Raw genomic sequence first — 23,608 nt, forward strand, 5'->3', positions numbered from 1 at the left:
CCACTACAACTACCATCGACCCCACACCACCGCCGGAAACCAACCACCCGCCGCCCGACTCCACCAACACATCACCAACGTCATGACCTCATACAGCTAGCCGGCCAGGGCCAGGGAGGTCGTCGCGGAGTTGATGACCGCGCCGAGCACCTTGCTGTCCGCGGGCGAGCCGGCGGTCGAGATCTCGACGTCCGCGCTCTTGCTGCCATCGAGGCCGACGTACCGGGTCGCGACCCAGCGGGTGGTGTTGCCGCTCTTGTAGGTGTAGACGACCGTGCTCACGGTCAGCCGGCCCTGGTGGTTGGTCGAGTTCATCCCGACCGTCGAGGTGCCGACGATGTGCAGACCGCGGGTGCCTTTGAGGGCGGCGATCTTGCGGTTGAGCGCGGTCACGGTGCCGATCTTGTAGTTGTAGTTCGCGTCGAACCGGATCATCCGGTTGTTCGCGCTGTCGTCGAAGCGCGCCTGCCAGTCCCCGAGCTCGACGTCCCGCCAGGTCGTCGGCAGCACCGCCATCGCGTGGTTGCCTTCGTCGTAGTGCAGGAAGAACCGGGTCTTGTAGCGCACCGGCGTGGAGGCCGTGCTGTTGCTCGAGGCAACCGTCCTGATCTGCTCGGTGGCGGCGTTGCTCGGCACCGCCCCGCCCAGCAGCAATGCGCCCGCCCCGGCCAGCGCAGCCACTCCGGAGACAGCCCCCGCAACGATTCCGAACCGCTTCATCTTCCTTACCCCCAGCTCATGTTCGCTGCCTCCTTGGCCGCGCACCGGATGAGACACCAGGTCGTCGGCAAAAGTTGCCGCCAACTCTCGACGTTCTGTGGTGAGTTGTCGAGACTGTCGGCATGGGTGGGGGAATGGTGTCGATGTTGTTCTCCGACATCGAGGGGTCGACGGTGCTGCTGCGGCGGCTGGGGGATCGGTACCTCGATGCGCTGGAAGGACATCGCCGGATCCTGCGGGCGGTCTGGACGACGTACGGCGGGACGGAGATGGGGACCGAGGGCGACAGCTTCTTCGTCGTGTTCGAGACGGCCGGGGACGCGGTGCGGGCGGCGGTCGACGGGCAGCGCGGGCTGGCGGAGCACCGATGGCCGGGCGGTGAACGGCTGCGCGTGCGGATGGGTATCCACACCGGTACGCCGGGTGTGTACGACGGCGACTACTGGGGAATGGACGTCCATCTCGCGGCGCGGATCGGTGCCGCGGCGCAGGGTGGCCAGATCGTGGTCTCGGCGGTCACCGGTCAGCTCACCCAACTGCCCGACGGCGTGACGCTGCGTGACCTCGGAACCCATCATTTGAAGGACATTCCGGAGCCGGAGCACCTGTTCCAGGTCACGGTCGACGGCCTGCAGACCGACTTCCCGCCCCCGCGCACCATCGGTACGTCGACCAGCCTTCCGGCTCCCGCGACCGCTCTGCTCGGTCGCGAGCATGACGTCGAACGCATCGTCGCCCTGCTCGACCGATCCGATGTACGGCTCGTCACGCTGACCGGTCCCGGTGGATCGGGCAAGACGCGCCTCGCGATCGGTGCGGCGTCGAAGGTCCCCGGCGGGGTGTACTTCGTTCCGCTGGCGGCGGCCACGTCCGAGTCGGTGCTGTGGACGACGATCGCCGAAGTGCTCGACGTACCGCCGAGGGAGCGTGGGCGGATCGTCGCGTACCTCGCGCAGCGCTCGCTCCTGCTTGTCCTCGACAACCTCGAGCAACTCCCCGACGCCGGCAAGATCGTTGCCGAGATCATCGAAGGTGCGGCCCACGTGAAGATCGTCGCGACCTCCCGGCGCGCGCTGGGACTGGTCGGCGAGCACCTGCATCCCGTGGCGCCGCTGCCCGTCACGGACAAGGACTCTGCCGCCGTACAGCTCTTCATGCAGCGCGCCCGCGCGGTGCAGCCGACGTTCACGTACTCCGACGACGTACTCGAGATCTGCCGGCGGCTCGACGGGCTTCCGCTCGCGATCGAGCTCTGCGCGCCGCGCGTTCGCCTGCTGAGCGTCAAGGAGTTGCTGGCCCGGGTCGACCAGTCGCTCGACATCGCGTCGACGAGCAGCGTGACCCCGGAACGCCAGCGGACCTTGCGGGAGACGATCGCCTGGTCGTACGAGCTGCTCACCCCCGAGCATCGCCGTACCTTCCGTCGCCTGGCGGCCTTCTCCGGCGGCGCCGACCTGGCCGCGATCCAAGAAGTTGCGACCGGCATCGATCCGCTGGAATCCCTGGCAGAGTTGAGCGATGCCAACCTGATCAGGCTCGTCGAAGGACCCGAGGGCACCCGAGTCGAGCTGCTCGAGACCATCCATCAGTACGCCGCCGACGAGCTGAAGGCGACCGAGGAATCAGCGGCCATCTACAGCCGTCACGCCACGTACTTCACCGACCTGGCCGAGCGACTCGAGATCCTCAAGAGGTCGATGGCGGAGCCGCCGATGGACCGCGCCGAGGCCGACCTCGACAATTACCGCGCCGCGCTCGCCTGGGCGACAGACCACGACCTCCGGACCGCGCTACGTCTGTGCTCGGCCCTCGGATGGGTCTGGCAGCTCGGCGCGTACCACATCGAGAGCCGCCGCTGGCACGAACAAGTCGTTGCAGCCGCGGGTACGACGTCCTCGCCCGAGCTGGCCGCCTGTCTGCGTGGATTGAGCAATGTCCTTCTCTTGCAGGGCGAGACGGATCGTGGCTACCAGGTTGCCGCGCGGAGCCTGGCCATGTCGCGCGAACTCGACGACGCGGCCGGCATCGCGTTCGGGATGACCGTCCTCGGCACGGCGCAACGCCAGCAGGGCGATCTGGACGCGGCCAGGCAGACCTTGACCGAAGCCGTCGAGCGACTCCGCACGCTCGACGACAGCTGGCGACTGGCCCGGGTCCTGGGTCATCTCGGCGGCATCGAGGAGGCACTCGGACATCTCGACCGGGCCGAGGAGCTGCTCCGTGAATCCCTGGGCATCAGCGAGTCGCTGGGGGACGCGTTCGAGGTCACCATCCACGGACAGAACCTGGCCTACCTGCTGGCGCTCGCCGATCGCGTCGGCGAGGCCGCGGAGCTGGCTCGCCACCTGACGCCGACCGTGGTGGCGCTCGGCAGCCCGTCTCTGACCATGGCGTTCTCGAACACCGCGATGAACATCCTGCTGCGGCTCGGCGACCCCGCCGGGGCGGCCGAGCTGTTCGGCGCGGAGGAGGCGATGGGTGAACGGCTGGAGATCGTCAACCCGTACGCGGACGAGGAGCTCGCGGAGGCGCTTGAATTGGTCGGCGATGCACTTTCCCGCGCGGAATGGGAGCGCCACCGGCTCGCGGGCCGCACCGAACGCGTCGAGGATCTGCTCCAGAGACTGGATTTCTGAGGCGTGAGGTTGTACAAGGCAACGGCGAGCGGTTGACCGGCTGTGAAGGTCGCCACCATACTGCTTGCACCGCCATCGGCGGTCTCTGGGGGAAGTTGTTACTGGGGTTCAAATGGGGATGGGGGGCTTTTGCTTATGCATGCCTTGAAGTTGTTTCGTGCCGCGCTGGTGACGGCAGTCGCCGGTGCGACACTGGTGACGGTCCCGGTGGCCGCGCAGGCGGCGCCGCCGACGAGTGCGATCGAGGTCAGTACGACGTCGGTCGCCCGCGGGGAGACCTTTACGATCAAGCAAACCGTGTACAACTCCGACTCGTCGACCGTCATGGGCGGCAAGGCGACGTTGTACGCCAAGGACGCGATGCTGCCGGACATGGTCGACTTGGTGTCCTGCCCGGAGGCCACGGCGTGCGACACGCTCGGGACCAGCGTCCGGGCCGGCACCGGCGACGTACCGCCGGGCGCGTCCAAGACCATCACCTTCACCTTCCGGGTGAAGGACGACGCGCCGCTGGGGACGATCCAGCTGCAGCACCAGTTCGTCGGCGAGAACTTCTCGTTCGAGATCATCGACGGGCCGGAGCTGACGATCAAGGAGGCGCCCGCCGACATCGCCGTATCGATCACCGGGAAGGCTGCCGGTTCGCGGATCACCTACACGATCGGCGTGACAAACAACGGCCCGAGCGACGCGACCGGCGTCCGGGTGGTCGGCACGTTCCCGGCCAACCTGGCCTACGTCAGCTCGACCTGCACGCGGGTCGGGACGACGCGATCGGTCAACTGTGACATCGCATCGCTCGCGAGCGGACAGACCGCGACCGGCACGCTGACCGTGTCCGCAGGGATGCTGACGCTCGGAACGCTGACCACGACGGCGCAGCGGACGGCCAGCTCACCGGTCGACCCGGTGGCGGCGAACGACAAGGCCACCAAGGTCTGCCGGGCGCTGACCTTGTTGATCGTCTCGTGCTGACAACGCACTGAACAAGTAGGACGGCCGGCGGCCGCGGGTTCTCGAGCCCGCGGCCGCCGGCTTCATTTTTGTCTCATGCCTTGCATCCGGAGGCGGCAGAGGTTTACGGTCCAGGTTAACGTTTAAGTGATTATTAGTGAGCACTTCTTCGAAACTTGGAGCAACTATGATCAGTCGGCGACGGTTTCTGCAGGTGACCGGTGCGGCGGTTGCCACTTCGACGACGCTGGCGGCCTGTGGGGACGGTGGAGCGTCGAGCGGTGGGGCGAAGGCGTCCGGTGAGCTCACGCTCCCGACGTACAAACCGTTCGAGGGGCTGCACCCGGACTTCCCCGGGGCCGAGTCCGGCCTGGAGCCCGGGTTCCTGAAGTTCCCGGCGGACGCGATCGCGAGTGTGAAGGCGCCGCCGCTGAAGAGCTCGGTGACCGCACTGACCGAGACGTTCGCGACGCCTCCGCCGCCGATGGGCAGCAACCCGATGTGGCAGGCGCTGAACTCCGCCCTCGGCGGCGAGCTCAAGCTGACCATCGGCACCGACCCCGGCTACCCGGAGAAGTTCGCCACGCTGCTCGCCAGCGACTCGCTGCCGGACCTGATGTGGCTGCCGCCGAACCAGGGCATCCCGAACATCGGCCCGATGCTCGAGGCCAAGTTCCAGGACCTGACCAAGTACCTGTCCGGCGACGCGGTGCTGGAGTACCCGAACCTGGCCGCGCTGAAGCCGGCCTCCTGGCGGACCGCGGTGGTGAACGGGAAGATCTGGGGTGCGCCGATCCCGTCGACGCCGTTCGGTCAGGTGATGATGGGCAACCCGAAGACCTGGGCGAAGGTCGGCGGTCTGCAGTGCTCGACCGCTGACGAGTTCTTTGCCAAGTGCAAGGAGTTGAGCAACGGCACGAACTACGCCCTCGAGCCGGCGATCATCAACATGCTGCACATGTTCGGCGAGTGGTTCGGCGCCCCGAACGGCTGGCGGGTGAACCAGGACCGATCGCTCACCTACCTGTACGAGACCGACAACTACAAGGCCGCCGTCGAGTACGCCGCCAAGCTCTGGGCGGCGAAGGTGTTCTACCCGGACCTGAACCTCGCCGACGCCACGCCGAAGACCGTGAACGGCCAGATCGCCGCGCAGGTCACGGTCGGCCCACGGGCGACCGCCGACTTCCGGAACCTCGACCCGACGCTGTTCGTGGACACGATGATCCCGTTCGGCCACGACGGCAAGGCGAAACCGACGTACGACATGGGCTACGGAACGGTCGGGTTCACGCCGTTCAAGAAGACCGACGAAGGCCGGATCCGTGAGCTGCTCGCGCTGATGGACTACCTGTCCGCGCCGTTCGGCACGAAGGAATACCTGATCAAGAACTTCGGCGTCGAGGGCCAGCAGTACCAGCTGGATGCGCAGAAGAACCCGGTCCTCACCAAGGCCGGCAACCAGCAGGCCCCCGGTCTGGTCAGCGCGCTGCAGATCATGAACTCGCCGGAGAGCGTGATCTTCAACCCGGCGTACCCGGACGACACCCGCAAGATCTACGCCACCGAGCAGAAGCTGCTGAAGTACGCGATGCGGAATCCGACCGCGGGGACGTACTCCGACACGTCGAGCAAGCTCGGTCCGAAGCTGACCGCGGCGTTCCGCGACACGATCGTCGACATCGTCACCGGCCGGCAGAAGATGGACGCGTACGACGCGGCGCTGAAGCGCTGGAAGTCCGGCGGCGGTGACAAGATGCGCGACGAGTTCGCGGCCGTGCTGCCGTCGAGCGTGCCGGTCACCGGCTCGTGATGCTGAAGGCGAGTGCCAGGAAGCGGCAGGCGAAGGTGGCCCTGCCGCTGGCGGCGAAGTGGCGCCGGGACTGGCAGATGGTACTGCTGATGATCCCCGGCGTCCTCTTCCTGCTGGTGTTCTTCTACCTGCCGGTGCTGGGGAACGTCGTCGCGTTCCAGGACTTCCAGCCGTACCTCGGCATCATGCACAGCGAGTGGAACGGGCTGCAGAACTTCGTCAACCTCTACGACAACCCGGACTTCTGGGACGCGTTGCGGAACACGCTGCTGCTGGCCGCCGTACAACTGCTGCTGTTCTTCCCGGTGCCGATCGGGCTGGCGCTGATCGTCGACTCGCTGGTCAGCAACCGGCTGCGGCGATGGTTCCAGACGATCGCCTACCTGCCGCACTTCCTGTCCTGGGTGCTGGTCGTGACGCTGTTCCAGCAGTCGCTGGGCGGAGCGGGGTTCGTGAACAACCTGCTCCGGCACGCTGGGCTGGATCCGATTCCGTTCATGACCAACCCGGACACGTTCCCGCTGCTGGTGGTCGCACAGCTGGTCTGGAAGGACGCGGGCTGGGCGATGATCATCTTCCTCGCGGCGCTGACCACTGTGGATGTGTCGTTGTATGAAGCCGCCGCGGCGGATGGTGCTGGGCGGTGGCGGCGGATGTGGCACATCACGCTGCCGTCGCTGCGCACCGTCATCGTGCTGCTGCTGATCCTGCGGATTGGTGACATCCTCAGCGTCGGCTTCGAGCAGTTCATCCTGCAGCGCGACTCGGTCGGCCCTGGCGCGGCCGAAGTACTCGACACGTTCACGTACTACGCGGGCGTGGTCGGCGGCGACTGGAGCAGCGGCGCCGCGGCCGGCCTGGCCAAGGGCGTGGTCGGGGCGTTGCTGTTGTGGGGCGCGAACTCATTGGCCCATCGGCTCGGCGAGCCGGGGATCTTCCAAAGGCGCGGCGCATGAGACCCATCTGGAAAGAACGTCCTTCTCCTGGGTACCAGGCGATCAAGGCCTTGGTGCTCGGCGGCTTCGCGCTGGTGATCGTGATCCCGATCCTGGTCGTCATCTCGACGTCCCTGGCCAGCGATCGCGACATCATCGACGCCGGCGGGTATGTGCTGTGGCCGTCGCATCCGACGTTGAAGGCGTATCAAACGCTGTTCGGCGGCGGGTTGATGGGCCGGGCGATCCTGGTCAGCGTTTTCGTCACGCTGGTGGGTACGGCGATCGCGCTCGCCGTCACGATCGCGCTGGCGTATGCGACCTCGCGGCCGGTGCTGTTCGGGCGGCCGGTGCTGCTGATGGTGCTGTTCACGTTGTTGTTCGCGCCGGGGATCATCCCGATGTTCCTGGTGGTGAAGCAGCTCGGACTGCTCGACAGCCTGTGGTCGCTGATCCTGCCCGGGGCCCTGGGCGCCTTCAACTTCGTTGTCCTGCGCACCTTCTTCATGAACGTCCCGGGTGAGTTGCTGGAGAGCGCGCGGATCGACGGCGCGAGCGACTTCACCATCCTGCGACGAATCGTGCTGCCGCTGTCGAAGGCCGTGGTCGCGGTGGTCGGGCTGTTCTATGCGGTCGGGTTCTGGAACGCGTTCTTCAACGCGCTGCTCTACTTGAACGACACGTCGAAGTGGCCGGTGCAGGTGATCCTTCGAACGTACGTGCTGCAGGGCAAGTCGCTGTCCGCGGATCAGCTCGGCGTACATCCGCCGTCACAACCGCAGTCCCTGCAGATGGCCGTCGTCGTGGTCGCCCTGGTCCCGATCGCCATGGTGTACCCGTTCCTGCAACGCCACTTCACCAAAGGCGTCATCACCGGCGCCGTCAAAGGTTAGGCCGTGACCGATCTCCTACAATCGTCCTATGTCCTCACCTGCGGCCGATCGGCCGACGCTGCGTATGGTGGCGAAGGAGGCAGGTGTCTCGGTCGCGACCGTGTCCTACGTGCTGTCCGGGCGTCATCGCAGCCACACGATCAAGGACACGACCGCGGACCGGGTCCGCGAGGCGGCCACACGGCTCGGGTACCGGCGCAACGATGCGGCACGGGCGATCCGCACCGGGAAGTCGGACCTGGTCCTGCTCTCGCTCAGCGTGCTCGCGGACCCGTGGTCACAGGCGGTCGCGGCCACGGTCAGTACGGCGGTGACTCCGCTCGGCAAGACCGCGTTGATCGTGGCCGACGGCGACTGGCGGACCGTGCTGGCGAACCGGACGCCGGACGTGATCTTCATCGACAGCGTCAAGCCGGATCCGTCGCAGATCGCTGAACTGGAGGCGTTCGCGGCGCAGGGCGTGCAGATCGTCGCGTTCAGCGAGACGCTCGAGCCGCGGGGCTTCGACGTGATCCGCTCTGGTGCCGAGCCGCGGTGTCATCTCGCGGTTGAGCACCTGCTCGAGCACCACGACCGGGTCGGTGCGCTGACCTCACGGACGATCGGCTTCGCGCGCTTCGACGCTTATCTGAACACCTTGCGTGCCGCCGGCAGGCCGATCCGGGAGGACGACATCGAGGTCTTCGAGCAGCATCCCGAAGGCGCGTACCGGGCCGCGATGGCGTTGCTCTCGAAGCCGGATCGGCCGACCGCGATCTACTGCACGACGGACTTCGCCGCGATCGCCGCCGTCCGGGTTGCGCATCGGCTGCGGATCGACGTACCGCGGGAGTTGGCGATCGTCGGCGTCGGAAACACGCCGGAGGGCGAGCATCTCGACCCGTCCTTGTCGACGGTCGGACCGGTCGACTTCAACGACGCGCTCGCGCAGATCATCGTGAGCAGGCTGACCGATCGAGAGGGCGCTCCGGGTGAGGTGTTCGACTTCCCGTGGCAGCTGATCGTGCGCGAGTCGTCCCGGGTATGACCACCAGGGGGAGAATTGCTGCCGCCGTGCTCTGACGAGTGGACGTTGGTGGACGTCGGCGAGTCCGATGCGACGGTCTACCGCCAGGGCGACGTCTTCGCCAAGTGCTGCCAGGCCCCGGGTGTTGTGGAGCTGGCCGCCGAGCGGGATCGGGTTGCTTGGCTCGCCGGCACTGGAGTTCCTGGCGCAACGGTCATCGATTGGCTCGAGTCTTCTGACGGGGCGTGCATGCTGACCTCCGCCGTACCTGGCGTGCCTGGTGACGCGCTTCCGCCTTCGGCTCACGGTGCAGCGATGCGGAGCCTCGGATCGGTGCTCCGAGCGTTGCACGCGTTGACCGATTGCCCGTTCGAGCGCCCGTTGGCGGCGGTGATCGCCACGGCGGCGGACGTCGTACGCCGGGGGGCGGTGAACCCGGCCTTCCTGACCGACGAATGGCGACGGCTTCAGCCGTCCGAGCTGCTGGACCAGGTGGTTGCCGAGAGCCCCTATGTCGAGAGTGTCCTCGAGCCTGTCGTCTGCCATGGCGACGCCTGCCTGCCGAACGTCTTCTTCGATCCTCGGACGCTGGAGGTCACCGGGCTGATCGACCTGGGCCGGCTGGGCGTTGCGGACCGGTACTCCGATCTGGCGCTGACCACGATCCAGCTTCACGATGAATGGTCTGCCGATCCAGCGCCCTTCCTCGACGCGTACGGGCTCCCGGAGCCTGACCCGCGCCGCCTGCAGTTCTTCCGCCTGCTCGATCCACTCACCTGGGGCTGATTCGGATGCTGGTTGAGCTCGTCGCGTTCGTCGTCTCCCGACAGCATGCCTTCGAGGGGCGACCGCAGGACGGACCACGTCCGGATCCCGAGTCGGTCGCGCGGACGTCGATCGAGGTTCGCGCCGGCCTGGGCATCGTGGGCGACAGGTACTACGGCCAGAAGGTCCACAAGAACGCCGCGATCACGGTGATCGACGCCGCGTCCCTCGACGAGGTCGCCCGGGTGCTCGAACTGCCCGAACCGCTCGACCCGCACTTGACCCGGCGCAACATCACCCTCCGCGGCTTCCCGATCGACTCACTGGCAGCCCATCGCGCGGCCGACGGCACCCGCGTCCCCGGCCGCCGCTTCACCCTGGACTCCGGCACCGGCCCTATCACGTTCCAAGCCAACCGCCCGGCCAACCCGTGCGCCTGGATGGACGAGGTCCTGGCACCCGGCGCGATGAAGGCACTCCGCGGGCATGGCGGCATCCGCACGACTCCGCTGACCTCCGGAGTACTCCACCTAGGCCCAGCAGATCTCACCCTGCTGGACTGAAGCGACGGATTTCGGGCGGTTTTGGGTGGGCTGCCTTACCTTCGGAGGGTGAGGCTGGGCGTAGTCGTGCTGTTGTGCGCGCTGGTTGGGTGTAGTGACACGACCCCGGCCGGTGGGCCATCGCCCACGTCGACTGCCACTGAGTCGCCGTCTGCCACTCCGACCAAGCGGCCCAGTACCCCGCCTCCCAGTACGCCGAAGCCGCGGCCCGCGGCCGGCCCGGTCAGCATGACGATTCCGTCGGCCGGAGTCCGGGGATTGCGGGTGGTGGCTTACGTGGGCACGGCGGACGACCGGCCAGGGACCAAGATCCAGGATCGGGGCGTCGCGGCGAGTCCGCGGGGAAAGGCCGGCGGAGTTGGCCCCGGAGAGATCGGGAACTTCATCATCACCGGGCATCGCGTCAGCCACGGACGCCCGTTGGAGCGAGTGCCCGAGTTGCGGACCGGGGACCATATTCTGATCACCGCCGGCCGGATCGTGTACGACTACGTGGTCAGCCGGACGATGACGATCTCGTTCCGCAAGCCGGCCGAGAAGGCGCAGCAGAACGCCGCCGTACCGGGCAGACCGGGGGTGAGGCCGACCCAAGCGATGATCACCATCTCAACCTGCGCGACCATCGAGGACCACGCCGCCGGCAACTACTGGCACGACGAACTCGGCAACCCCGAACACCGCATCAACAAGATCGGCGTCCTTGTCGCCACCCGTCCGGCCTGAGCCGGAGTTACTTGCGGCCGAACTTCCACCACTTCGGCTTGTTCATCTTGATCTCGTCCGGCGTCATCGGCGGCGGCACCGGCGGCCGGGACTCCTCGGTGAGGAAGTCACCTGACTCGGTGTCGTACGGCGTGACCCCGAGCTTGCGGCTGATCTCCATCACGATCGGGATCGAGCGCGGACCGTCGTTCAGATAGAACGTGATGTCGCGGACCTCGACCCCCTTGCCGATGGTCATCTCGACGTCGTACTCCGGACTTCGCAGCGCCAGCCAGGACGGTTTGCTCGTGTCGACATCCGGCACCACCTCCCGGACCGCGGCCACCACGTCGGTCGCCGTACCGACCGATGGCGGCTCGTAGTCCACCGGCATGTCGTCGAGGCGACGTACGCCTCCTGGCCCGCGCACCGCATAAACAGCCCAGCTCATGCCCCCAGCATGCCAGGCGATCAGCGTTTGCGGGCAGCCAGGACGGCGAAGGTCAGATACTCGCCCTGATCCGTCTCCAGCATGTCGAGCGAGCCGTCCCGTCGCTCGTCCCTGTACTCCGCGACCGCGCGGGACCATCTGAGCCAGTCCGCCCAGCCGTTCTCCTGCAGCCGCGCCGCGGTGACGTCGACCAGTTCGGTGATCTCCCACTGGAACCGCCACCAGTCCGCGGTGTGCCAGGCGAGGGCCTCCCACCCGACCACGTTCTTGATGTGGTCCGGGATGTGGCCGAGTTCGCGGAGCTCCTTGGTCATCGCCGGCGTCACGACGCCGAGCTGACCGCCCGGCTTGAGGAAGCTCGTGATGTAGGCGAGGTAGTTGTCCGCGGTCCCGAAGTACTCGTACGCGTCGATGCACACGATCGCGTCGAAGAAGCCCTGCGCGAACGGCAGCGTGTGGGCCTCCGCCTCGAGCGTCACCACCCCGTCCTGGGGCGCGATGTAGGCGGCGGCCTCCGTGGGGTCGACCCACAGGTCCGCGGCCCACACCTGTACGCCGTACTCCTTCGCCAGGAAGACCGCGGTGGCGCCCTTCCCCGATCCCAGGTCGAGCACCCGCATACCGGGCCGCAGGTCGAGCTCGCGGGCGAGATCCTCCAGCAACCACAGGGGATTCGGGCCCATGTCACCGGACAGCAACCACTCGGCGTCGTACCCGTTGGCCCGCGGATAGTCCTCGTGCTTCAGCTCGACCACGCGCACAGGGTACCGGTGGCAAAACGGGATGTGCCTGGGATTTTCGGACGGCACAGTGGGGGAATGGTTGATCTTGATCCGTTGATCCACGAGTTCTACCGCGACCGGTACGTCGAGGACGACCGGCTGATCCGGTCCGGACACGGCCGCCTGGAGTTCCTCCGGACCCAGGAGCTGCTCCGGCGATGGCTGCCGCCCGCGTCCGACGTACTCGATGTCGGCGGCGCGACCGGGATCCACGCGCGCTGGCTGGCCGAGGACGGTCACCGGGTCACGCTGGTCGATCCGGTCGCCGAACATGTCGAGCAGGCGGCGACCGTGGGCACGTTCAGCGCCGAGGTCGGCGACGCCCGCCACCTGCGGCAGGCCGACGCGAGCGCGGATGTCACGCTCCTGCTCGGTCCGCTCTACCACCTGGTCGAGGCGTCGGACCGTGCCCAGGCGCTGTCCGAGGCGCTTCGGGTGACGCGCCCCGGCGGCCTGGTGATCGCGGCCGGGATCAACCGGTACGGCGGTCTGATCGAAGCCGGAAGCAACGGTCACCTCACCGCGGAGAACCTCCACCTGTTCACCGAACCCTTCGCATCCGGCCGCAACGACGGCAAATCTGGCTTCACCGTCGCGTACTTCCACCACGCGGACGAACTGGCCACCGAACTCACCACCGCCGGCCTCAACGACGTACAGGTCCTCGGAGTGGAGGGCCCAGCCGCCAACGTCCTGCAGAACACCCCGCCCGACGCCGTCGACACCCTGCTCCCATCGGCCGTCCTCCTGGCCCGTCAGGTCGAGTCCGACCCCAACCTCATCGCCGCCGGCTTCCACTTCCTCTCCCGCGGCCTCCGCTAGACCGAGATCACCTCAATCGGGATCCCGTCCCTCTGCACCAACACCCGATCCGCCAGCGGCTCACGATCGGCCGGGGCTGCTGGTCGGCGGGGAAGGCGGAGCACAGGGCCAGTGCCTCTTCGGGCAGAGGGGGGTTCATCTGTCCAGGGGGTAACGGTCGCGAAACGATGTCAATAGCTGCAACTCGGTTTTCGGCAAGGCGGTCCAGGCCGTAACATCAGCCGTCGGCCGGCACTGGGGGGTTCCGGTCGTTCTGGTGAACGGGTGGAACCGGCATGAGGCCGGTACTGGGGAGAAGCGGGGGAGTCATGGCCGACAAGCCGGCGCCCAAGCCTGGTCATTTCCTGCCTGGCGGCGAGGGTGAGCAGGGCTCGACGGAAGCGCAGCGACCAACCGTGCCGCCGCCGGCCGGACCACTGGCCGCGCCGACGCCGCGACTGGGCGGCGAGGCCCCGCCGATCCCGCCTCAGCTGCAGGGGACCCGCATCGACTCCCGCCGTACGGCGCTGTCCAGCAACCGGCTCGGACCGCCGCCGGCCGACGACCGGGCGACCGCCGCGTACCGGGAGGTCTTCCACCCGCAGCCGATCCCGTTCGACCCGGCGAAACGGCGCTCGAAGGGCCTGATCGCGCTGATCGTGGTCGCCGCGCTGCTGTTCGTCGGCGGCGGCGTGACGTTCGCCGTCAAGGTGTTCTCGTCCGACACCTTCAACGTGAACCCGATGGTGACACCGTCGGTGAAGCCGACCGGCGGGCCGACGACCACCGAGCCGGTCGGGAAGGGTACGCCGGACGCCGACATCGTCGGCAAGAACGCGATCTACGCGGCCGGCGCGATGCCGGTGGTGAAATGCAAGGAGCCCGCGTTCCGGCCGACGTCGATGGAGAACGTGCGCTCGTACTACGAGGCGCTGACGGCTTGTATGGACAAGGCCTGGGAACCGCTCGTCACCAAGGCCGGGTTCGAGTTCCGGTCGCCGCGGCTGATCATCTACAACGAGGGCGACGAGACGGCCTGCGGCGTACAGAAGGATCTCGCGCTGTACTGCCAGGACGACCAGGGCGGCAGCGCGACGATGCCGTGGCAGCAGATCGTCGAGGACTACCCCAAGCACAAGGCCGAGATCCGCGCGGAGATGGCACAGTCGTTCGCCTTCGTGTACGGCGTCCATGTGCAGAACCTCACCGGGATGGCCGACGCGGCCGACAACCTCGCCGACACCGCGGCCAACAAGGCCAGTCAGTTCGAGCAGCAGCGGCGCGCCGCCCTGCAGGCGTACTGCTTCGGCGCGGTGTTCTTCGGCGCGGCCAAAAACAGCTTCCCGCTACGCGGTGAACTGCTGAACCAGTGGAACGGGCTGATCCAGCGCCGCGGTGACGACAAGACCAAGGACAAGACCCCCGACCACGGCTCGAGCAAGAGCCTGGCTCTGTGGATGAACCAGGGCTTCGCGACTTCCAACCCGGGCAGCTGCAACACTTTCGTCGCAGCATCCGCGAAGGTCAGCTGAGCGAGATGGGAATGGCCGATGCCTGAGTCCGAGGACGGTACGCCGAAGCCGGGACACTTCCTGCCCGGCGGCAGCGAGGAGCCGGCCGCCGGGACGCGTCCGCTGACCCTGAAGAGCCGGCAACCCGACAGCCTCGGGAAGGCTCGCTCGGTCGCGCTGGACGACTCCCCGGTACGCCGCAAGGCCCGTCCGATCCCGACCGAACCGGGTACCACGAGCGAGTACAGCGGCCCACCGGTCGCACCGCTCACGGGCGGCCCGCTGCCTCCGCTCACCGGCACTCGCCGGATCGGCGGCCAGCGGACGACGGGCTGGCACAAGAACCCGTCGCGCGGCGTACCGCAGTTCTCGACGGAACCGCCGCCGGTCAAGGCACCGCGCCAGTACTCGCGCCGCGTGATCGCCGGCCTCTCGGTCCTGGTCCTGGTCATGCTCACCGGCGCCACCGTCGCCGGCTTCAAACTGATCAATTCCTACGACACCAGGGTCGACAACCCGCTCTCGCAACCATCGGTGAAGAAGTCCCAGGTCCCGATCCCGACCCCGCCGGACCCGACGGTCACCGTTACTGTCCCAGGGATCCCGGACATGGTTCGCCTGCAGAAGAACAAGATCTACACGTCGGGCAAGGTGGCCGCGATCAGCTGCAAGGAACCCGCGATCAAACCGGATTCGCAGTCTGCGATCCTGCGCTACTACCAGGCGCTGCTGCCCTGCCTGAACAAGGCGTGGGAGCCGGTGGTGAAGCGGGCCGGGTACGACTTCCGGGCGCCGAAACTGAGGCTGCAGACCAGCCAGGCCACGGCTGAGGACACCTGCACCGGTGAGTCGGATACGGCGTTCTACTGCGGCTACGACGAGAGCATCAACATCAGCTGGAAGAGCGACCTCGCGTACTACAAGAACAGCCCGGAAGGTGCTCGGGTCTGGATGCTCGACACGATGGCGCACGAGTACGGCCACCACGTCCAGGAGATGACCGAGATGCTCACCGCGGAGACCTCCCGCGAGGGGTGGACGAACTCCAAGGCGATGAAGCTCGAGTGGTCCCGCCGCCTGGAGTTGCAGGCCACCTGCTTCGGAGCGGCGTTCCTCGGCGCCAACAAGAAGGCGCTCGGCATGTCCGGCGAGAAGCTGCACGTGTGGCAGTGGGAGACGCAGCACTCCGGTGACGAGTACAGCAAGAAGAAGCTCCGCGACCACGGCTCCCGCAAGAACAACTGGGTCTGGGCGGACCCCGCCTTCAAGTCCGCCAGTCCCGCCTCCTGCAACACCTTCACCGCACCCGCCGCCAAGGTGAGCTGATGCGCGGCGGGCCGGCGGCGGTCGTTGCTCTGGCCATGCTGCTGTCCGCGGGGTGCACGCCGTCGCGTGCGCCCGCCGCCGTCTCCGCATCAACTGCCGCGACCCCGATTCCGAGCCCGACGCCGGTTGCGCCGTCGACCACGCCGTACCGCTCGCCCGAGGACAGATTCCTGCTGCACAACAAGATCTACTCGGCGGGACGGATCCCGGCGGTGGCCTGTAAGGTTCCGCAGCTCGCGTTGCAGACGCAGAAAGAAGTGCAGCAGTACACGAACGTGATGCTGGGCTGCCTCGAGCGAGCCTGGAAACCGATGGTCGCGCGTGCACAGGCCGAGTACTTCACCGCAACCGTGTACACCGTCAAGCAAGGCGCGAGGACGGCATGCGGGCCATTTCGCGGCAAGTACGCCGGGTTCTACTGCGGGACGAACTTCGGGATCTATCTCGACTGGCAGCAGTTCGTGGAGGATGGCGATCGCGACCGGGAGTACGCCCGCGCGGATCTCCAGTTCGCGTTCGCGCACGAGTTCGGCCATCACGTGCAACAGCTGGTCCAGATCTCGTCGTACTTCGACATGCGGTGGACAGCAGCTACCGGCGCGGCTCGTCTCGAGCAGATGCGCCGCCACGAACTGCAGGCGTCCTGCTTCGCGTCGGCCTTCCTCGGCGCGAACCAGCAGACCCTCGACCTGCGCGGCGCCAAGCTCAAGGACTACCGCGAGGCGGCGGACGCCGGCGACGACGATCGACCGGAGACACCCCCGGACCACGGCTCCCACAAGAGCAGCACCTTCTGGGCCACCGCCGCCTTCAAAGCCAAATCCCCCTCCGCCTGCAACACCTGGCTCGCCCCCGCAAAGCGAGTCACATGAACCTCCCCAAATACCTAACCGCAGCCACCGCCGCATTGTGCGCCCTGTCCCTCACCGCCTGCACGCCGACCGTCGCCGCACCGACGCCGACGGTCTCAGCGATGCCTTCGCCCAGACCCACCAAGCCCTCCGTGACGCCCCGTGCATCGCCGGCCAAGCCGCTGCCTGTCATCGATCCGGTGGCCGAATCAACCGCGGGAAACAAGCTGTACGGCGCGGGCAAGGTCGGGGTCGTGCCATGCACGTTGCCGTCAGTTGTACTGCGCTCCGACAGCGAGATGCTGAAATATGCCCGGACCGCAGTCGCCTGCATGCAGAAGGCGTGGACGCCGCTGATCCTGAAGTCCGACGCGTACTACGGCAGCGCGCAGGTCGCGGCGTTCTCCGTCGGGAAGGGGCCGGACTCGCCACTCTGCGACGATCCGCCGAAGGAGAGCGACGCTTTCTACCAGCCCAAGGGCAGCGTCATCTGCCTCGACCGCAGGTCGCTCGGGACCGATCCGGATGCCGCTCTGGTCGACCTCCAGGAAACGGTCGCGCATGAGTTCGGCCACCACGTCCAGATGTCGGTGGGCATCCTGACGGCGTACGACATGCGCGCATACTCCACCAGCAGCGAGCGACTCGAAGACGAGCGCCGTCTCGAGTTGCAGGCGAGCTGCCTGGGTGCGGCGTTCCTCGGCGCCAACCGGCGTACCTTCGGTCTCAACGGCCGGCATCTCGAGATGTGGCGCGACATGGTCCGCCACATGGGCGACGAGTACAACCCCACGCACGTCCGTGACCACGGCTCCCGCAACAACCACGGATACTGGAGCCTCCGCGGCTTTGCCGCAGGCAACTCCTCAGCATGCAACACCTTCACCGCGCCGGCAAAGCGAGTCAGCTGACATGCGCAGTACACCGAAACGCGCCGCCTTGGCCGTCGCAGCCGCCCTCTGCTTGATGTTCGCAGGTGCTTGCACGCCGGACGGTCCGAGGCGCGGCGTGGTGCCGACGCCGACTGTTGCGTCGAGCACTGCGCCGTCCCGGACACCCGTCGCACGGGCAGTCGGTGAGCCGGCGCCGATCGAGGACGAGTTCTTGTTGCACAACCCGCTGTACCGGGCCGGGCAGGTGACGGCTGTCGGTTGCTCGTTGCCGACAGCGAAGCTCTCGAACCAGCAGGCGATGATCAGGTACGCCACCGCGTTCGTTGGGTGCTTGAACAAGGGCTGGGGGCCGATCGTCACCCGCGCGGGCTTCGATTTCGTCCCGCCGGAAGCCGTCTACCCGTCGCCGCCGGGGACCAAGACCGCGTGCGGCCAGATGGAGAAGGGGTACTACGGCCTGTACTGCGACTCCAACCGAGGCATCTATTTCAACTGGCCGGAGTACGTCGTCCCGGGTGCCACCCAGGAAGACACCGCGGCGTCGGTGCAATGGCTCATCGCCCACGAGTACGGTCATCACGTGCAATGGCTGACGGGGATAGCCGATCAGTACGGCGATCGCTACTCGGAGGCCCAGGGCGCCGCGCAGCAGGTGGAGGAGAACCGCAGCGAGATGCAGGCGCACTGCTTCGCCGCCGCCTTCTTCGGCGCCAATCAGAAGACACTTCGGATCCGTGGTGAACGTCTGTCGCACTACGGTCACCCCGGCTACGACCGCGGGGCGGCGGACTCGATCAACTTCGACCACTGGCTGCACCAGGCGTTCAAGGCGAGGGGACCGAGCGGCTGCATCACCTGGGCCGCGCCCGCGAGCAGCGTTACCGGAGTTTGAGTTTGAAGCCCTCGTGGGAGTTTGTGAAGCCCAGGTTTTCGTAGAAGCGGTGGGCGTTGGTGCGGGTCTTGTCCGAGGTCAGCTGGACCAGGGTGCAGCCTCGGGTGCGGGATTCTTCGATGGCCCACTGGATGAGCTTGGTGCCGAGGCCCGAGCCGCGGGCAGGCGCCGCCACCCGGACAGCTTCGATCAGGCCGCGGGTGGAGCCTCGGCGGGACAGGCCCGGGATGATCGTCAGCTGCAGCGTGCCGATGACCTCGTTGTTGCGATCAGCAACCATCAGCAACTGGTTGGGATCACCATCGATCTGCTCGAACGCGGCCAGGTACGGCGTGAGGTCGTCGAGGGACTCGCGGGTGGCGCCGAGCTGGTCGTCGGCGATCATCGCGACGATCGGGCCGACATCGGCGGCGGTGGCGCGGCGGATCACGATTTCGGGCATGGTCGCAGCATCTCAAACTTACGCAAACACTTTTCCTAGGGGGACCCGCCGTAGCGGGCTGTTTGCCCTGCGCAACCAAGGGTACGAGTACTACTGGACACCACTGCATCCGCCCGTGTGCCGGGGTCGTGTGCAGTGCTGCGCGACAGCGGATGCGGGCCAATTCGGAAGGAAGTCCCGATGTCCGCATTAGCGATCGACTTCACCGGGCCGTTCGAAGATGCCTTCAGCAAGTTGCTGTCGTTCATCCCGAACCTGCTCGGCGGTCTGGTCATCCTGGTGATCGGCTACTTCGTCGCCAAGGTGCTCGGCAAACTCGTCGGCAAGTTGCTCGGCCGGGTCGGCTTCGACCAATGGATGGACAGAGCCGGCGTGTCCGGCGTGCTGCAACGGTCAGGCACGGGGCTGACCGCTTCGGCGATGCTGGGCAAGGTCGTGTTCTGGTTTGTGTTCCTGATCAGCTTCACGATGTTCGCCTCCGCGCTCGGCGTACCGGAGATCTCGAACTTCATGAGCGACATGCTCGGCTACATCCCGCGGATCTTCGCCGCGATCGTGATCATCTGCCTGGCGGCGCTGTTCGCGAACTTCCTGGCCGCGATCATCCGTGGTGCCACCGGCAACGAAACGCTCGCCAAGGTGGGCAAGTACGCGATCCTCGTGTACGCCGCGTTCGCCGCGCTGACCCAGCTCGGTATCGCGGTCCAGCTGACCGGCAACACGCTGCTGATCGTGCTCGCCGGCGCCGCGCTCGCCCTCGGTCTTGCTTTCGGCCTCGGGGGCCGCGAGATGGCCGGCCGCGCCTTGGCCAACCTGTTCGATCGCGACAAGATGGTGAAGCCGACCGCGGACCAGAACCCGATGAACGGTACGCCGTCGTACCCGGCCCAGGGCGGCTACGACAACGGCTACCAGCAGCCCATGCCTCCCGAGCAGCAGCACCCGGCCGCGCACAGCGCCGGCTACTCCAACGGCACCCAGCCGAACGCCAACTGGCAGTCCGGGCAGTAGCAGGCAAAGAAATAGAGGGGAGCACAGAAACGTGTTCCCCTCTATTTCCAATCTATAACCGAAGACCGGGCTTGCCGCAAGCCCCACCTTGTGCTTCAGAATCGCGGCCGTGCCCACCAGTGCGTTCGACCTTCCCGAACACCTTGCAGCCAAAGCCGACCCGGCACTGATCGCCGGCGACGAGAAGCACTTCGCGGCCATCGCGGAGACCCTCCAGCAATCGATCGCCGACCTGACCGACCGTCTCGAGACGGCCCGCAAAGCACCTGGTGGCATCGGCCAGGAGGCGATGGACCGCGACCTGGAGGTCCACCGGCTGACGACTCGTCTCCGCCTCCTCAGCCGCTTCGGCCTCGACCTGTGTCTGGGGCACGTCGTCAGCGCGGATGACCCCGAGCAGCCTGTGTACGTCGGACGTCTCGGCCTCACCGACAGCGAAGGTCGCCGCCTACTCATCGACTGGCGTTCCCCGGCGGCCGAGCCGTTCTTCGGAGCGACGCACGGCAACCCGATGGGCCTGGTCAGCCGGCGCAGATACCGCTGGACTCGCGGCCGGATCAGCGACTACTGGGACGAGGTGTTCAACGCCGACGAGTTCGCAGGACACGCCGCGGCGCTCGACGACCAGTCCGCGTTCATCGCCAGCCTCGGCAGCAGCCGGTCACCCCGCATGCGCGACGTCCTCGGGACGATCCAGGCCGACCAGGACGCGATCATCCGTGCGGGGTCTCGCGGTGCGCTAGTCGTCGACGGCGGTCCGGGCACCGGGAAGACAGTTGTCGCGCTGCACCGTTCGGCGTACCTGCTGTACTCCGATCCCCGGCTCGGCGAGCGGCATGGCGGCGTACTGTTCGTCGGCCCGCACCAGCCGTACCTGGCGTACGTCGCCGACGTCCTGCCCAGCCTGGGAGAGGAAGGCGTGCAAACGTGCACGCTCCGGGACCTCGTCCCCGAAGGCGCCGCGGCAAAGCCCGAGAACGATCCCGACGTCGCACAGCTGAAGGCGTCGGCCGAGCTGGTGACAGCGATCGAACCGGCCGTCCGGCTCTACGAGGAAGCGCCGACGAAGCGAATGATCGTCGAGACCCACTGGTCGGAGCTCGAACTCACGGCGGCCGACTGGATCGACGCGTTCGAAGCGCCCGATCCCGGTACCCCGCACAACGAAGCACGCGACGTGGTCTGGGAAGAGCTGCTGACGATCCTGATCGACAAGGAGGACGACGAGGACATCTCGGAAGAGATGCTGCGCAGATCCCTGGAACAGAACGAAGACCTGCGGACGACGTTCGACAAGGCCTGGCCGTTGATCGAACCGAACGACGTCGTCGCGGATCTGTGGTCCGTCCCGGCGTACTTGCGCAGGTGCGCGCCCTGGCTCGAACCCGAACAGGTCAAGCTGCTGCAGCGCGAGGACCCGTACGCGTTCACAGTGGAGGACCTGCCGTTTCTCGATGCCGCCTGGCTGCGGGTCGGCGATCCTGAGGCATCGCGGCGTGCACGCCGGCGGAAGGCAGCGGCCGCGGCGGAGCGGGAACGCATGTCCGAGGTCGTCGACAACCTGATAGCGGCCGGCGACGACGAGTACGGCGGTGGACTCGTGTCGATGCTGCGCGGTGAGGACTTCACCGACGCATTGGTCGACCCGGCCGGGCTGGTCCGCAAGGACCCGGACCTGCTGGCCGGCCCGTTCGCACACGTCGTCGTGGACGAGGCGCAGGAGCTGACCGACGCCGAGTGGCAAATGCTGCTGCTTCGCTGCCCGTCGCGAAGCTTCACGATCGTCGGCGATCGCGCCCAGGCCAGGAAGGGCTTCACGGAGACCTGGCCGGAACGGCTCGAGCGGGTCGGGCTCGACCAGATCAACGTGGCGACCCTGACCGTCAACTACAGAACGCCGGAACAGGTGATGGCCGAAGCCGAGCCGGTCATCCGGGCAGTCCTGCCGGACGCGAATGTTCCGACGTCCATCCGCAAGGGCGACCGTCCGGTGGTCCACGGCTCGGTTGCCGACCTGGGCTCGATCCTTGACGCGTGGCTCGCCGAGGAGGGCGATGGCATCGCCTGCGTGATCAGCGCGAGCGGCGACGCAGTACCGACGACCGCACGCATCCGCTCGCTGACTCCTGCCCTGTCGAAGGGCCTCGAGTTCGACCTCGTCGTACTCATCGATCCCGAGACCTTCGAGGCAGCAGTCGACCGGTACGTCGCCATGACCCGCGCGACCCAGCAGTTGGTGATCCTCACGACCTCGTGAGGTCAGCTCTCCGAGGTGTCGGGGCCTGCCTCGCGGACGTCCTCGACCTTGCGCATGGCTTCGCGGAGGTCGGACAGCCAGCTTTCGCTGTGCTGGGCGACCAGCTTGACGCACCAGCCGAGGGCATCGCTGCGGGAGCGGGCCACGCCGGCGTCGACGAGCGTGTCGAGGACCTGGCGTTCGGGCTGGCGGAGGCGGGTCATCACCGGAGCGGACAGCGAGGTGAAGATCGTCCTGGTCTCGCCGCAACGGACGCCCCAGGCAACCTTGCGGCGGGTGGCGTGCTCGAGCTCGCGGGCGATCTCGATCCGGTGGTCCCGGGTGTCCTCGCGGAACTGCTTGATCCGGCCCGCCTCGGCGGCGGAGCGCTCGGAGTCGCTCACGTCCTTGCTCTGCTCGGGCGCGGGGATCCGGCCGACGATCAGGATCTCGTCCCGGTCGATCGACAGCTCGGGCTCACCCTCGAACCAGTCGCCCGGCAACCGCCCGGTCAGCCAGCCCCGCACCTTCTCCTGCTCGGTCTGTGTACTCATGTAATCATGATTACACCGAAACAGGGCGAGCTCAAGCGATCAGCGGTACTGCACCGTGTACGCCGCGTGCGCGTCGCCCTGGGACAGCCCGACGTTCGACACACCGATCACCAGCGTGTGCCTGGTGACGTCGTTCCCATACGTCACATACGTCGTACCGGCCGCGCCCTCGGTGGAGCTGCGCGCCCAGTGCGAGCCGCCCTTCGCGGCGATCTTGTGCAGCTGCGCGGCCGCGGTCGGCGTCGCGTAGTACGCAGTCCACTTCGTGTCACCGCGTCCCCAGGCCCGGACCAGATTGTCCGACCACTGGACCGCGTTCCAGGCCGGCGGCTCGCCGCTGAACCTGGCGGTGTACGCCGCGTGCCAGCCGTTCGGCGCGCGCAGACCGACGTTCTGTACGCCGATCGTGAGGTTCCCGCCGCGAGCGTCGTCGTGGTACGTCACGTAGATCGTGCCGGCGGCGCCTTCGGTCGAGACCCGGCGCCAGTGGATACCACCGGGCAATGCCTGTCCGTAGAGCGTGCGGGTAACGGCCGTAGACGCGTAGCAGTTGGCGGTTGCGGTCGCACCGCTGCCCCACGCGCGCACCAAGCGGTCGGCGTACGCCGCCGCGGAAATGTTCGTCGCAGACGCGAGCTTGCTGCAGCTAGCCGTCGTCGTGATTGCGTTGGCCGGCGCGGCCGCTCCGGTGAGCACGATCGGTGCTGTCACCGCGAGTGCCGCAGTACTGCCGAGACCTATGATCCTTCGAATCATCATCGACCTCCCGAGTGGATGTGGTCCTGTTCGTGGGACGCCACATCACCTGCGGGAGTTTGCATCGCTCCCCAATGAAACAGTGCTGCAACATCCTCACCCCTCGCTCCGCTCG

23 protein-coding genes and 1 pseudogene are annotated in these 23,608 nt (G+C 67.2%); 18 read left to right on the forward strand and 6 right to left on the reverse strand.

The features are described 5' to 3' along the window. Nucleotides 1–100, forward strand: a pseudogene (locus AB0J62_RS16220) (IS481 family transposase); the annotation flags it as partial. Here AB0J62_RS16220 and AB0J62_RS16225 read toward each other — a convergent pair. Continuing rightward, nucleotides 97–720: a hypothetical protein gene (locus AB0J62_RS16225; protein ID WP_363870507.1), complete on the reverse strand. Its 624-nt coding sequence runs from the start codon at nt 718–720 to the stop codon at nt 97–99. The pseudogene AB0J62_RS16220 and the gene AB0J62_RS16225 sit on opposite strands and share 4 nt — an antisense overlap. 122 nt (nt 721–842) lie before the next feature. On the opposite strand from AB0J62_RS16225, the gene AB0J62_RS16230 reads away from it, so the two are divergent. The 9 genes from AB0J62_RS16230 (at nt 843) to AB0J62_RS16270 (ending at nt 11,008) form a co-directional block, all read left to right on the forward strand. Beyond that, nucleotides 843–3,356 carry an adenylate/guanylate cyclase domain-containing protein gene (locus AB0J62_RS16230; protein WP_363870510.1) on the forward strand — a complete coding sequence of 838 codons (2,514 nt, stop codon included), beginning with the start codon at nt 843–845 and terminating at the stop codon, nt 3,354–3,356. 135 nt (nt 3,357–3,491) lie between these two features. Next, nucleotides 3,492–4,331, forward strand: a complete 840-nt coding sequence (locus AB0J62_RS16235) for a DUF11 domain-containing protein (RefSeq protein ID WP_363870513.1) — start codon at nt 3,492–3,494, stop codon at nt 4,329–4,331. A 166-nt stretch (nt 4,332–4,497) separates the two neighbouring features. After that, nucleotides 4,498–6,123, forward strand: a complete 1,626-nt coding sequence (locus AB0J62_RS16240; protein ID WP_363870516.1) for a sugar ABC transporter substrate-binding protein — start codon at nt 4,498–4,500, stop codon at nt 6,121–6,123. Beyond that, nucleotides 6,123–7,079 (forward strand): ABC transporter permease subunit, encoded by a 957-nt coding sequence (locus tag AB0J62_RS16245; RefSeq protein WP_363870519.1) that lies wholly within the window; start codon nt 6,123–6,125, stop codon nt 7,077–7,079. The genes AB0J62_RS16240 and AB0J62_RS16245 overlap by 1 nt, the downstream gene beginning before the upstream one ends. Then, nucleotides 7,076–7,951, forward strand: coding sequence for a carbohydrate ABC transporter permease (locus AB0J62_RS16250; protein WP_363870522.1), 876 nt, complete (start codon nt 7,076–7,078; stop codon nt 7,949–7,951). Before AB0J62_RS16245 ends, AB0J62_RS16250 begins: the two co-directional genes overlap by 4 nt. 28 nt (nt 7,952–7,979) lie before the next feature. Continuing rightward, nucleotides 7,980–8,978, forward strand: coding sequence for a LacI family DNA-binding transcriptional regulator (locus tag AB0J62_RS16255; protein WP_363870525.1), 999 nt, complete (start codon nt 7,980–7,982; stop codon nt 8,976–8,978). A 48-nt stretch (nt 8,979–9,026) separates the two neighbouring features. Next, nucleotides 9,027–9,743, forward strand: a complete 717-nt coding sequence (locus tag AB0J62_RS16260) for an aminoglycoside 3'-phosphotransferase (protein ID WP_363870528.1) — start codon at nt 9,027–9,029, stop codon at nt 9,741–9,743. Nucleotides 9,744–9,748: 5 nt separating this feature from the next. Further along, on the forward strand, nt 9,749–10,285 hold the full coding sequence (locus AB0J62_RS16265) for an MOSC domain-containing protein (protein ID WP_363870531.1): 537 nt from the start codon (nt 9,749–9,751) through the stop codon (nt 10,283–10,285). Between the two features lie 264 nt (nt 10,286–10,549). Beyond that, nucleotides 10,550–11,008 carry a class E sortase gene (locus AB0J62_RS16270; RefSeq protein WP_363870534.1) on the forward strand — a complete coding sequence of 153 codons (459 nt, stop codon included), beginning with the start codon at nt 10,550–10,552 and terminating at the stop codon, nt 11,006–11,008. Between the two features lie 7 nt (nt 11,009–11,015). Here AB0J62_RS16270 and AB0J62_RS16275 read toward each other — a convergent pair whose 3' ends face one another. Both AB0J62_RS16275 and AB0J62_RS16280 read right to left on the reverse strand, forming a co-directional pair. Continuing rightward, nucleotides 11,016–11,438 carry a hypothetical protein gene (locus AB0J62_RS16275; protein ID WP_363870537.1) on the reverse strand — a complete coding sequence of 141 codons (423 nt, stop codon included), beginning with the start codon at nt 11,436–11,438 and terminating at the stop codon, nt 11,016–11,018. Between the two features lie 20 nt (nt 11,439–11,458). Next, nucleotides 11,459–12,193 carry a methyltransferase domain-containing protein gene (locus tag AB0J62_RS16280; protein ID WP_363870540.1) on the reverse strand — a complete coding sequence of 245 codons (735 nt, stop codon included), beginning with the start codon at nt 12,191–12,193 and terminating at the stop codon, nt 11,459–11,461. Between the two features lie 63 nt (nt 12,194–12,256). Here AB0J62_RS16280 and AB0J62_RS16285 point away from each other — a divergent pair, with 63 nt between their 5' ends. The 6 genes from AB0J62_RS16285 (at nt 12,257) to AB0J62_RS16310 (ending at nt 18,494) form a co-directional block, all read left to right on the forward strand. After that, nucleotides 12,257–13,042, forward strand: coding sequence for a methyltransferase domain-containing protein (locus AB0J62_RS16285; protein WP_363870543.1), 786 nt, complete (start codon nt 12,257–12,259; stop codon nt 13,040–13,042). Between the two features lie 308 nt (nt 13,043–13,350). Further along, on the forward strand, nt 13,351–14,553 hold the full coding sequence (locus AB0J62_RS16290; RefSeq protein ID WP_363870546.1) for a neutral zinc metallopeptidase: 1,203 nt from the start codon (nt 13,351–13,353) through the stop codon (nt 14,551–14,553). Nucleotides 14,554–14,571: 18 nt separating this feature from the next. Further along, on the forward strand, nt 14,572–15,858 hold the full coding sequence (locus tag AB0J62_RS16295; protein WP_363870549.1) for a neutral zinc metallopeptidase: 1,287 nt from the start codon (nt 14,572–14,574) through the stop codon (nt 15,856–15,858). Next, nucleotides 15,858–16,730: a neutral zinc metallopeptidase gene (locus tag AB0J62_RS16300; protein WP_363870552.1), complete on the forward strand. Its 873-nt coding sequence runs from the start codon at nt 15,858–15,860 to the stop codon at nt 16,728–16,730. Before AB0J62_RS16295 ends, AB0J62_RS16300 begins: the two co-directional genes overlap by 1 nt. 131 nt (nt 16,731–16,861) lie before the next feature. Beyond that, on the forward strand, nt 16,862–17,620 hold the full coding sequence (locus AB0J62_RS16305; RefSeq protein WP_363870555.1) for a neutral zinc metallopeptidase: 759 nt from the start codon (nt 16,862–16,864) through the stop codon (nt 17,618–17,620). Nucleotide 17,621: 1 nt separating this feature from the next. Next, complete coding sequence (locus AB0J62_RS16310) at nt 17,622–18,494, forward strand: neutral zinc metallopeptidase (protein ID WP_363870558.1); 873 nt, start codon at nt 17,622–17,624, stop codon at nt 18,492–18,494. Here AB0J62_RS16310 and AB0J62_RS16315 read toward each other — a convergent pair. Next, complete coding sequence (locus AB0J62_RS16315; RefSeq protein ID WP_363870561.1) at nt 18,481–18,936, reverse strand: GNAT family N-acetyltransferase; 456 nt, start codon at nt 18,934–18,936, stop codon at nt 18,481–18,483. The two genes, AB0J62_RS16310 and AB0J62_RS16315, sit on opposite strands and share 14 nt — an antisense overlap. 180 nt (nt 18,937–19,116) lie before the next feature. On the opposite strand from AB0J62_RS16315, the gene AB0J62_RS16320 reads away from it, so the two are divergent. Together AB0J62_RS16320 and helR are read left to right on the forward strand one after the other, a co-directional pair. Then, nucleotides 19,117–19,947 (forward strand): hypothetical protein, encoded by an 831-nt coding sequence (locus AB0J62_RS16320; RefSeq protein ID WP_363870564.1) that lies wholly within the window; start codon nt 19,117–19,119, stop codon nt 19,945–19,947. 100 nt (nt 19,948–20,047) lie between these two features. Next, nucleotides 20,048–22,204, forward strand: coding sequence for an RNA polymerase recycling motor ATPase HelR (gene helR, locus AB0J62_RS16325; protein ID WP_363871980.1), 2,157 nt, complete (start codon nt 20,048–20,050; stop codon nt 22,202–22,204). Between the two features lie 2 nt (nt 22,205–22,206). On the opposite strand, the gene AB0J62_RS16330 is transcribed toward helR, so the two are convergent. Both AB0J62_RS16330 and AB0J62_RS16335 read right to left on the reverse strand, forming a co-directional pair. Continuing rightward, complete coding sequence (locus tag AB0J62_RS16330) at nt 22,207–22,737, reverse strand: hypothetical protein (protein ID WP_134105459.1); 531 nt, start codon at nt 22,735–22,737, stop codon at nt 22,207–22,209. 39 nt (nt 22,738–22,776) lie between these two features. Further along, nucleotides 22,777–23,493 carry a hypothetical protein gene (locus tag AB0J62_RS16335; protein ID WP_363870568.1) on the reverse strand — a complete coding sequence of 239 codons (717 nt, stop codon included), beginning with the start codon at nt 23,491–23,493 and terminating at the stop codon, nt 22,777–22,779. Nucleotides 23,494–23,608 lie beyond the last annotated feature (115 nt).

It is taken from the genome of Kribbella sp. NPDC049584 (genome assembly GCF_040675555.1).
Taxonomy (GTDB): Bacteria; Actinomycetota; Actinomycetes; order Propionibacteriales; family Kribbellaceae; genus Kribbella.

Excerpts from the sequence above, each read along its gene's own strand:
- AB0J62_RS16225 (WP_363870507.1), bottom strand. The coding sequence starts at position 720 with ATGAAGCGGTTCGGAATCGTTGCGGGGGCTGTCTCCGGAGTGGCTGCG.
- AB0J62_RS16230 (WP_363870510.1), top strand. The coding sequence starts at position 843 with ATGGGTGGGGGAATGGTGTCGATGTTGTTCTCCGACATCGAGGGGTCG.
- AB0J62_RS16235 (WP_363870513.1), top strand. The coding sequence starts at position 3,492 with ATGCATGCCTTGAAGTTGTTTCGTGCCGCGCTGGTGACGGCAGTCGCC.
- AB0J62_RS16240 (WP_363870516.1), top strand. The coding sequence starts at position 4,498 with ATGATCAGTCGGCGACGGTTTCTGCAGGTGACCGGTGCGGCGGTTGCC.
- AB0J62_RS16245 (WP_363870519.1), top strand. The coding sequence starts at position 6,123 with ATGCTGAAGGCGAGTGCCAGGAAGCGGCAGGCGAAGGTGGCCCTGCCG.
- AB0J62_RS16250 (WP_363870522.1), top strand. The coding sequence starts at position 7,076 with ATGAGACCCATCTGGAAAGAACGTCCTTCTCCTGGGTACCAGGCGATC.
- AB0J62_RS16255 (WP_363870525.1), top strand. The coding sequence starts at position 7,980 with ATGTCCTCACCTGCGGCCGATCGGCCGACGCTGCGTATGGTGGCGAAG.
- AB0J62_RS16265 (WP_363870531.1), top strand. The coding sequence starts at position 9,749 with ATGCTGGTTGAGCTCGTCGCGTTCGTCGTCTCCCGACAGCATGCCTTC.
- AB0J62_RS16275 (WP_363870537.1), bottom strand. The coding sequence starts at position 11,438 with ATGAGCTGGGCTGTTTATGCGGTGCGCGGGCCAGGAGGCGTACGTCGC.
- AB0J62_RS16285 (WP_363870543.1), top strand. The coding sequence starts at position 12,257 with ATGGTTGATCTTGATCCGTTGATCCACGAGTTCTACCGCGACCGGTAC.
- AB0J62_RS16290 (WP_363870546.1), top strand. The coding sequence starts at position 13,351 with ATGGCCGACAAGCCGGCGCCCAAGCCTGGTCATTTCCTGCCTGGCGGC.
- AB0J62_RS16295 (WP_363870549.1), top strand. The coding sequence starts at position 14,572 with ATGCCTGAGTCCGAGGACGGTACGCCGAAGCCGGGACACTTCCTGCCC.
- AB0J62_RS16300 (WP_363870552.1), top strand. The coding sequence starts at position 15,858 with ATGCGCGGCGGGCCGGCGGCGGTCGTTGCTCTGGCCATGCTGCTGTCC.
- AB0J62_RS16310 (WP_363870558.1), top strand. The coding sequence starts at position 17,622 with ATGCGCAGTACACCGAAACGCGCCGCCTTGGCCGTCGCAGCCGCCCTC.
- AB0J62_RS16315 (WP_363870561.1), bottom strand. The coding sequence starts at position 18,936 with ATGCCCGAAATCGTGATCCGCCGCGCCACCGCCGCCGATGTCGGCCCG.
- AB0J62_RS16320 (WP_363870564.1), top strand. The coding sequence starts at position 19,117 with ATGTCCGCATTAGCGATCGACTTCACCGGGCCGTTCGAAGATGCCTTC.
- AB0J62_RS16330 (WP_134105459.1), bottom strand. The coding sequence starts at position 22,737 with ATGAGTACACAGACCGAGCAGGAGAAGGTGCGGGGCTGGCTGACCGGG.
- AB0J62_RS16335 (WP_363870568.1), bottom strand. The coding sequence starts at position 23,493 with ATGATTCGAAGGATCATAGGTCTCGGCAGTACTGCGGCACTCGCGGTG.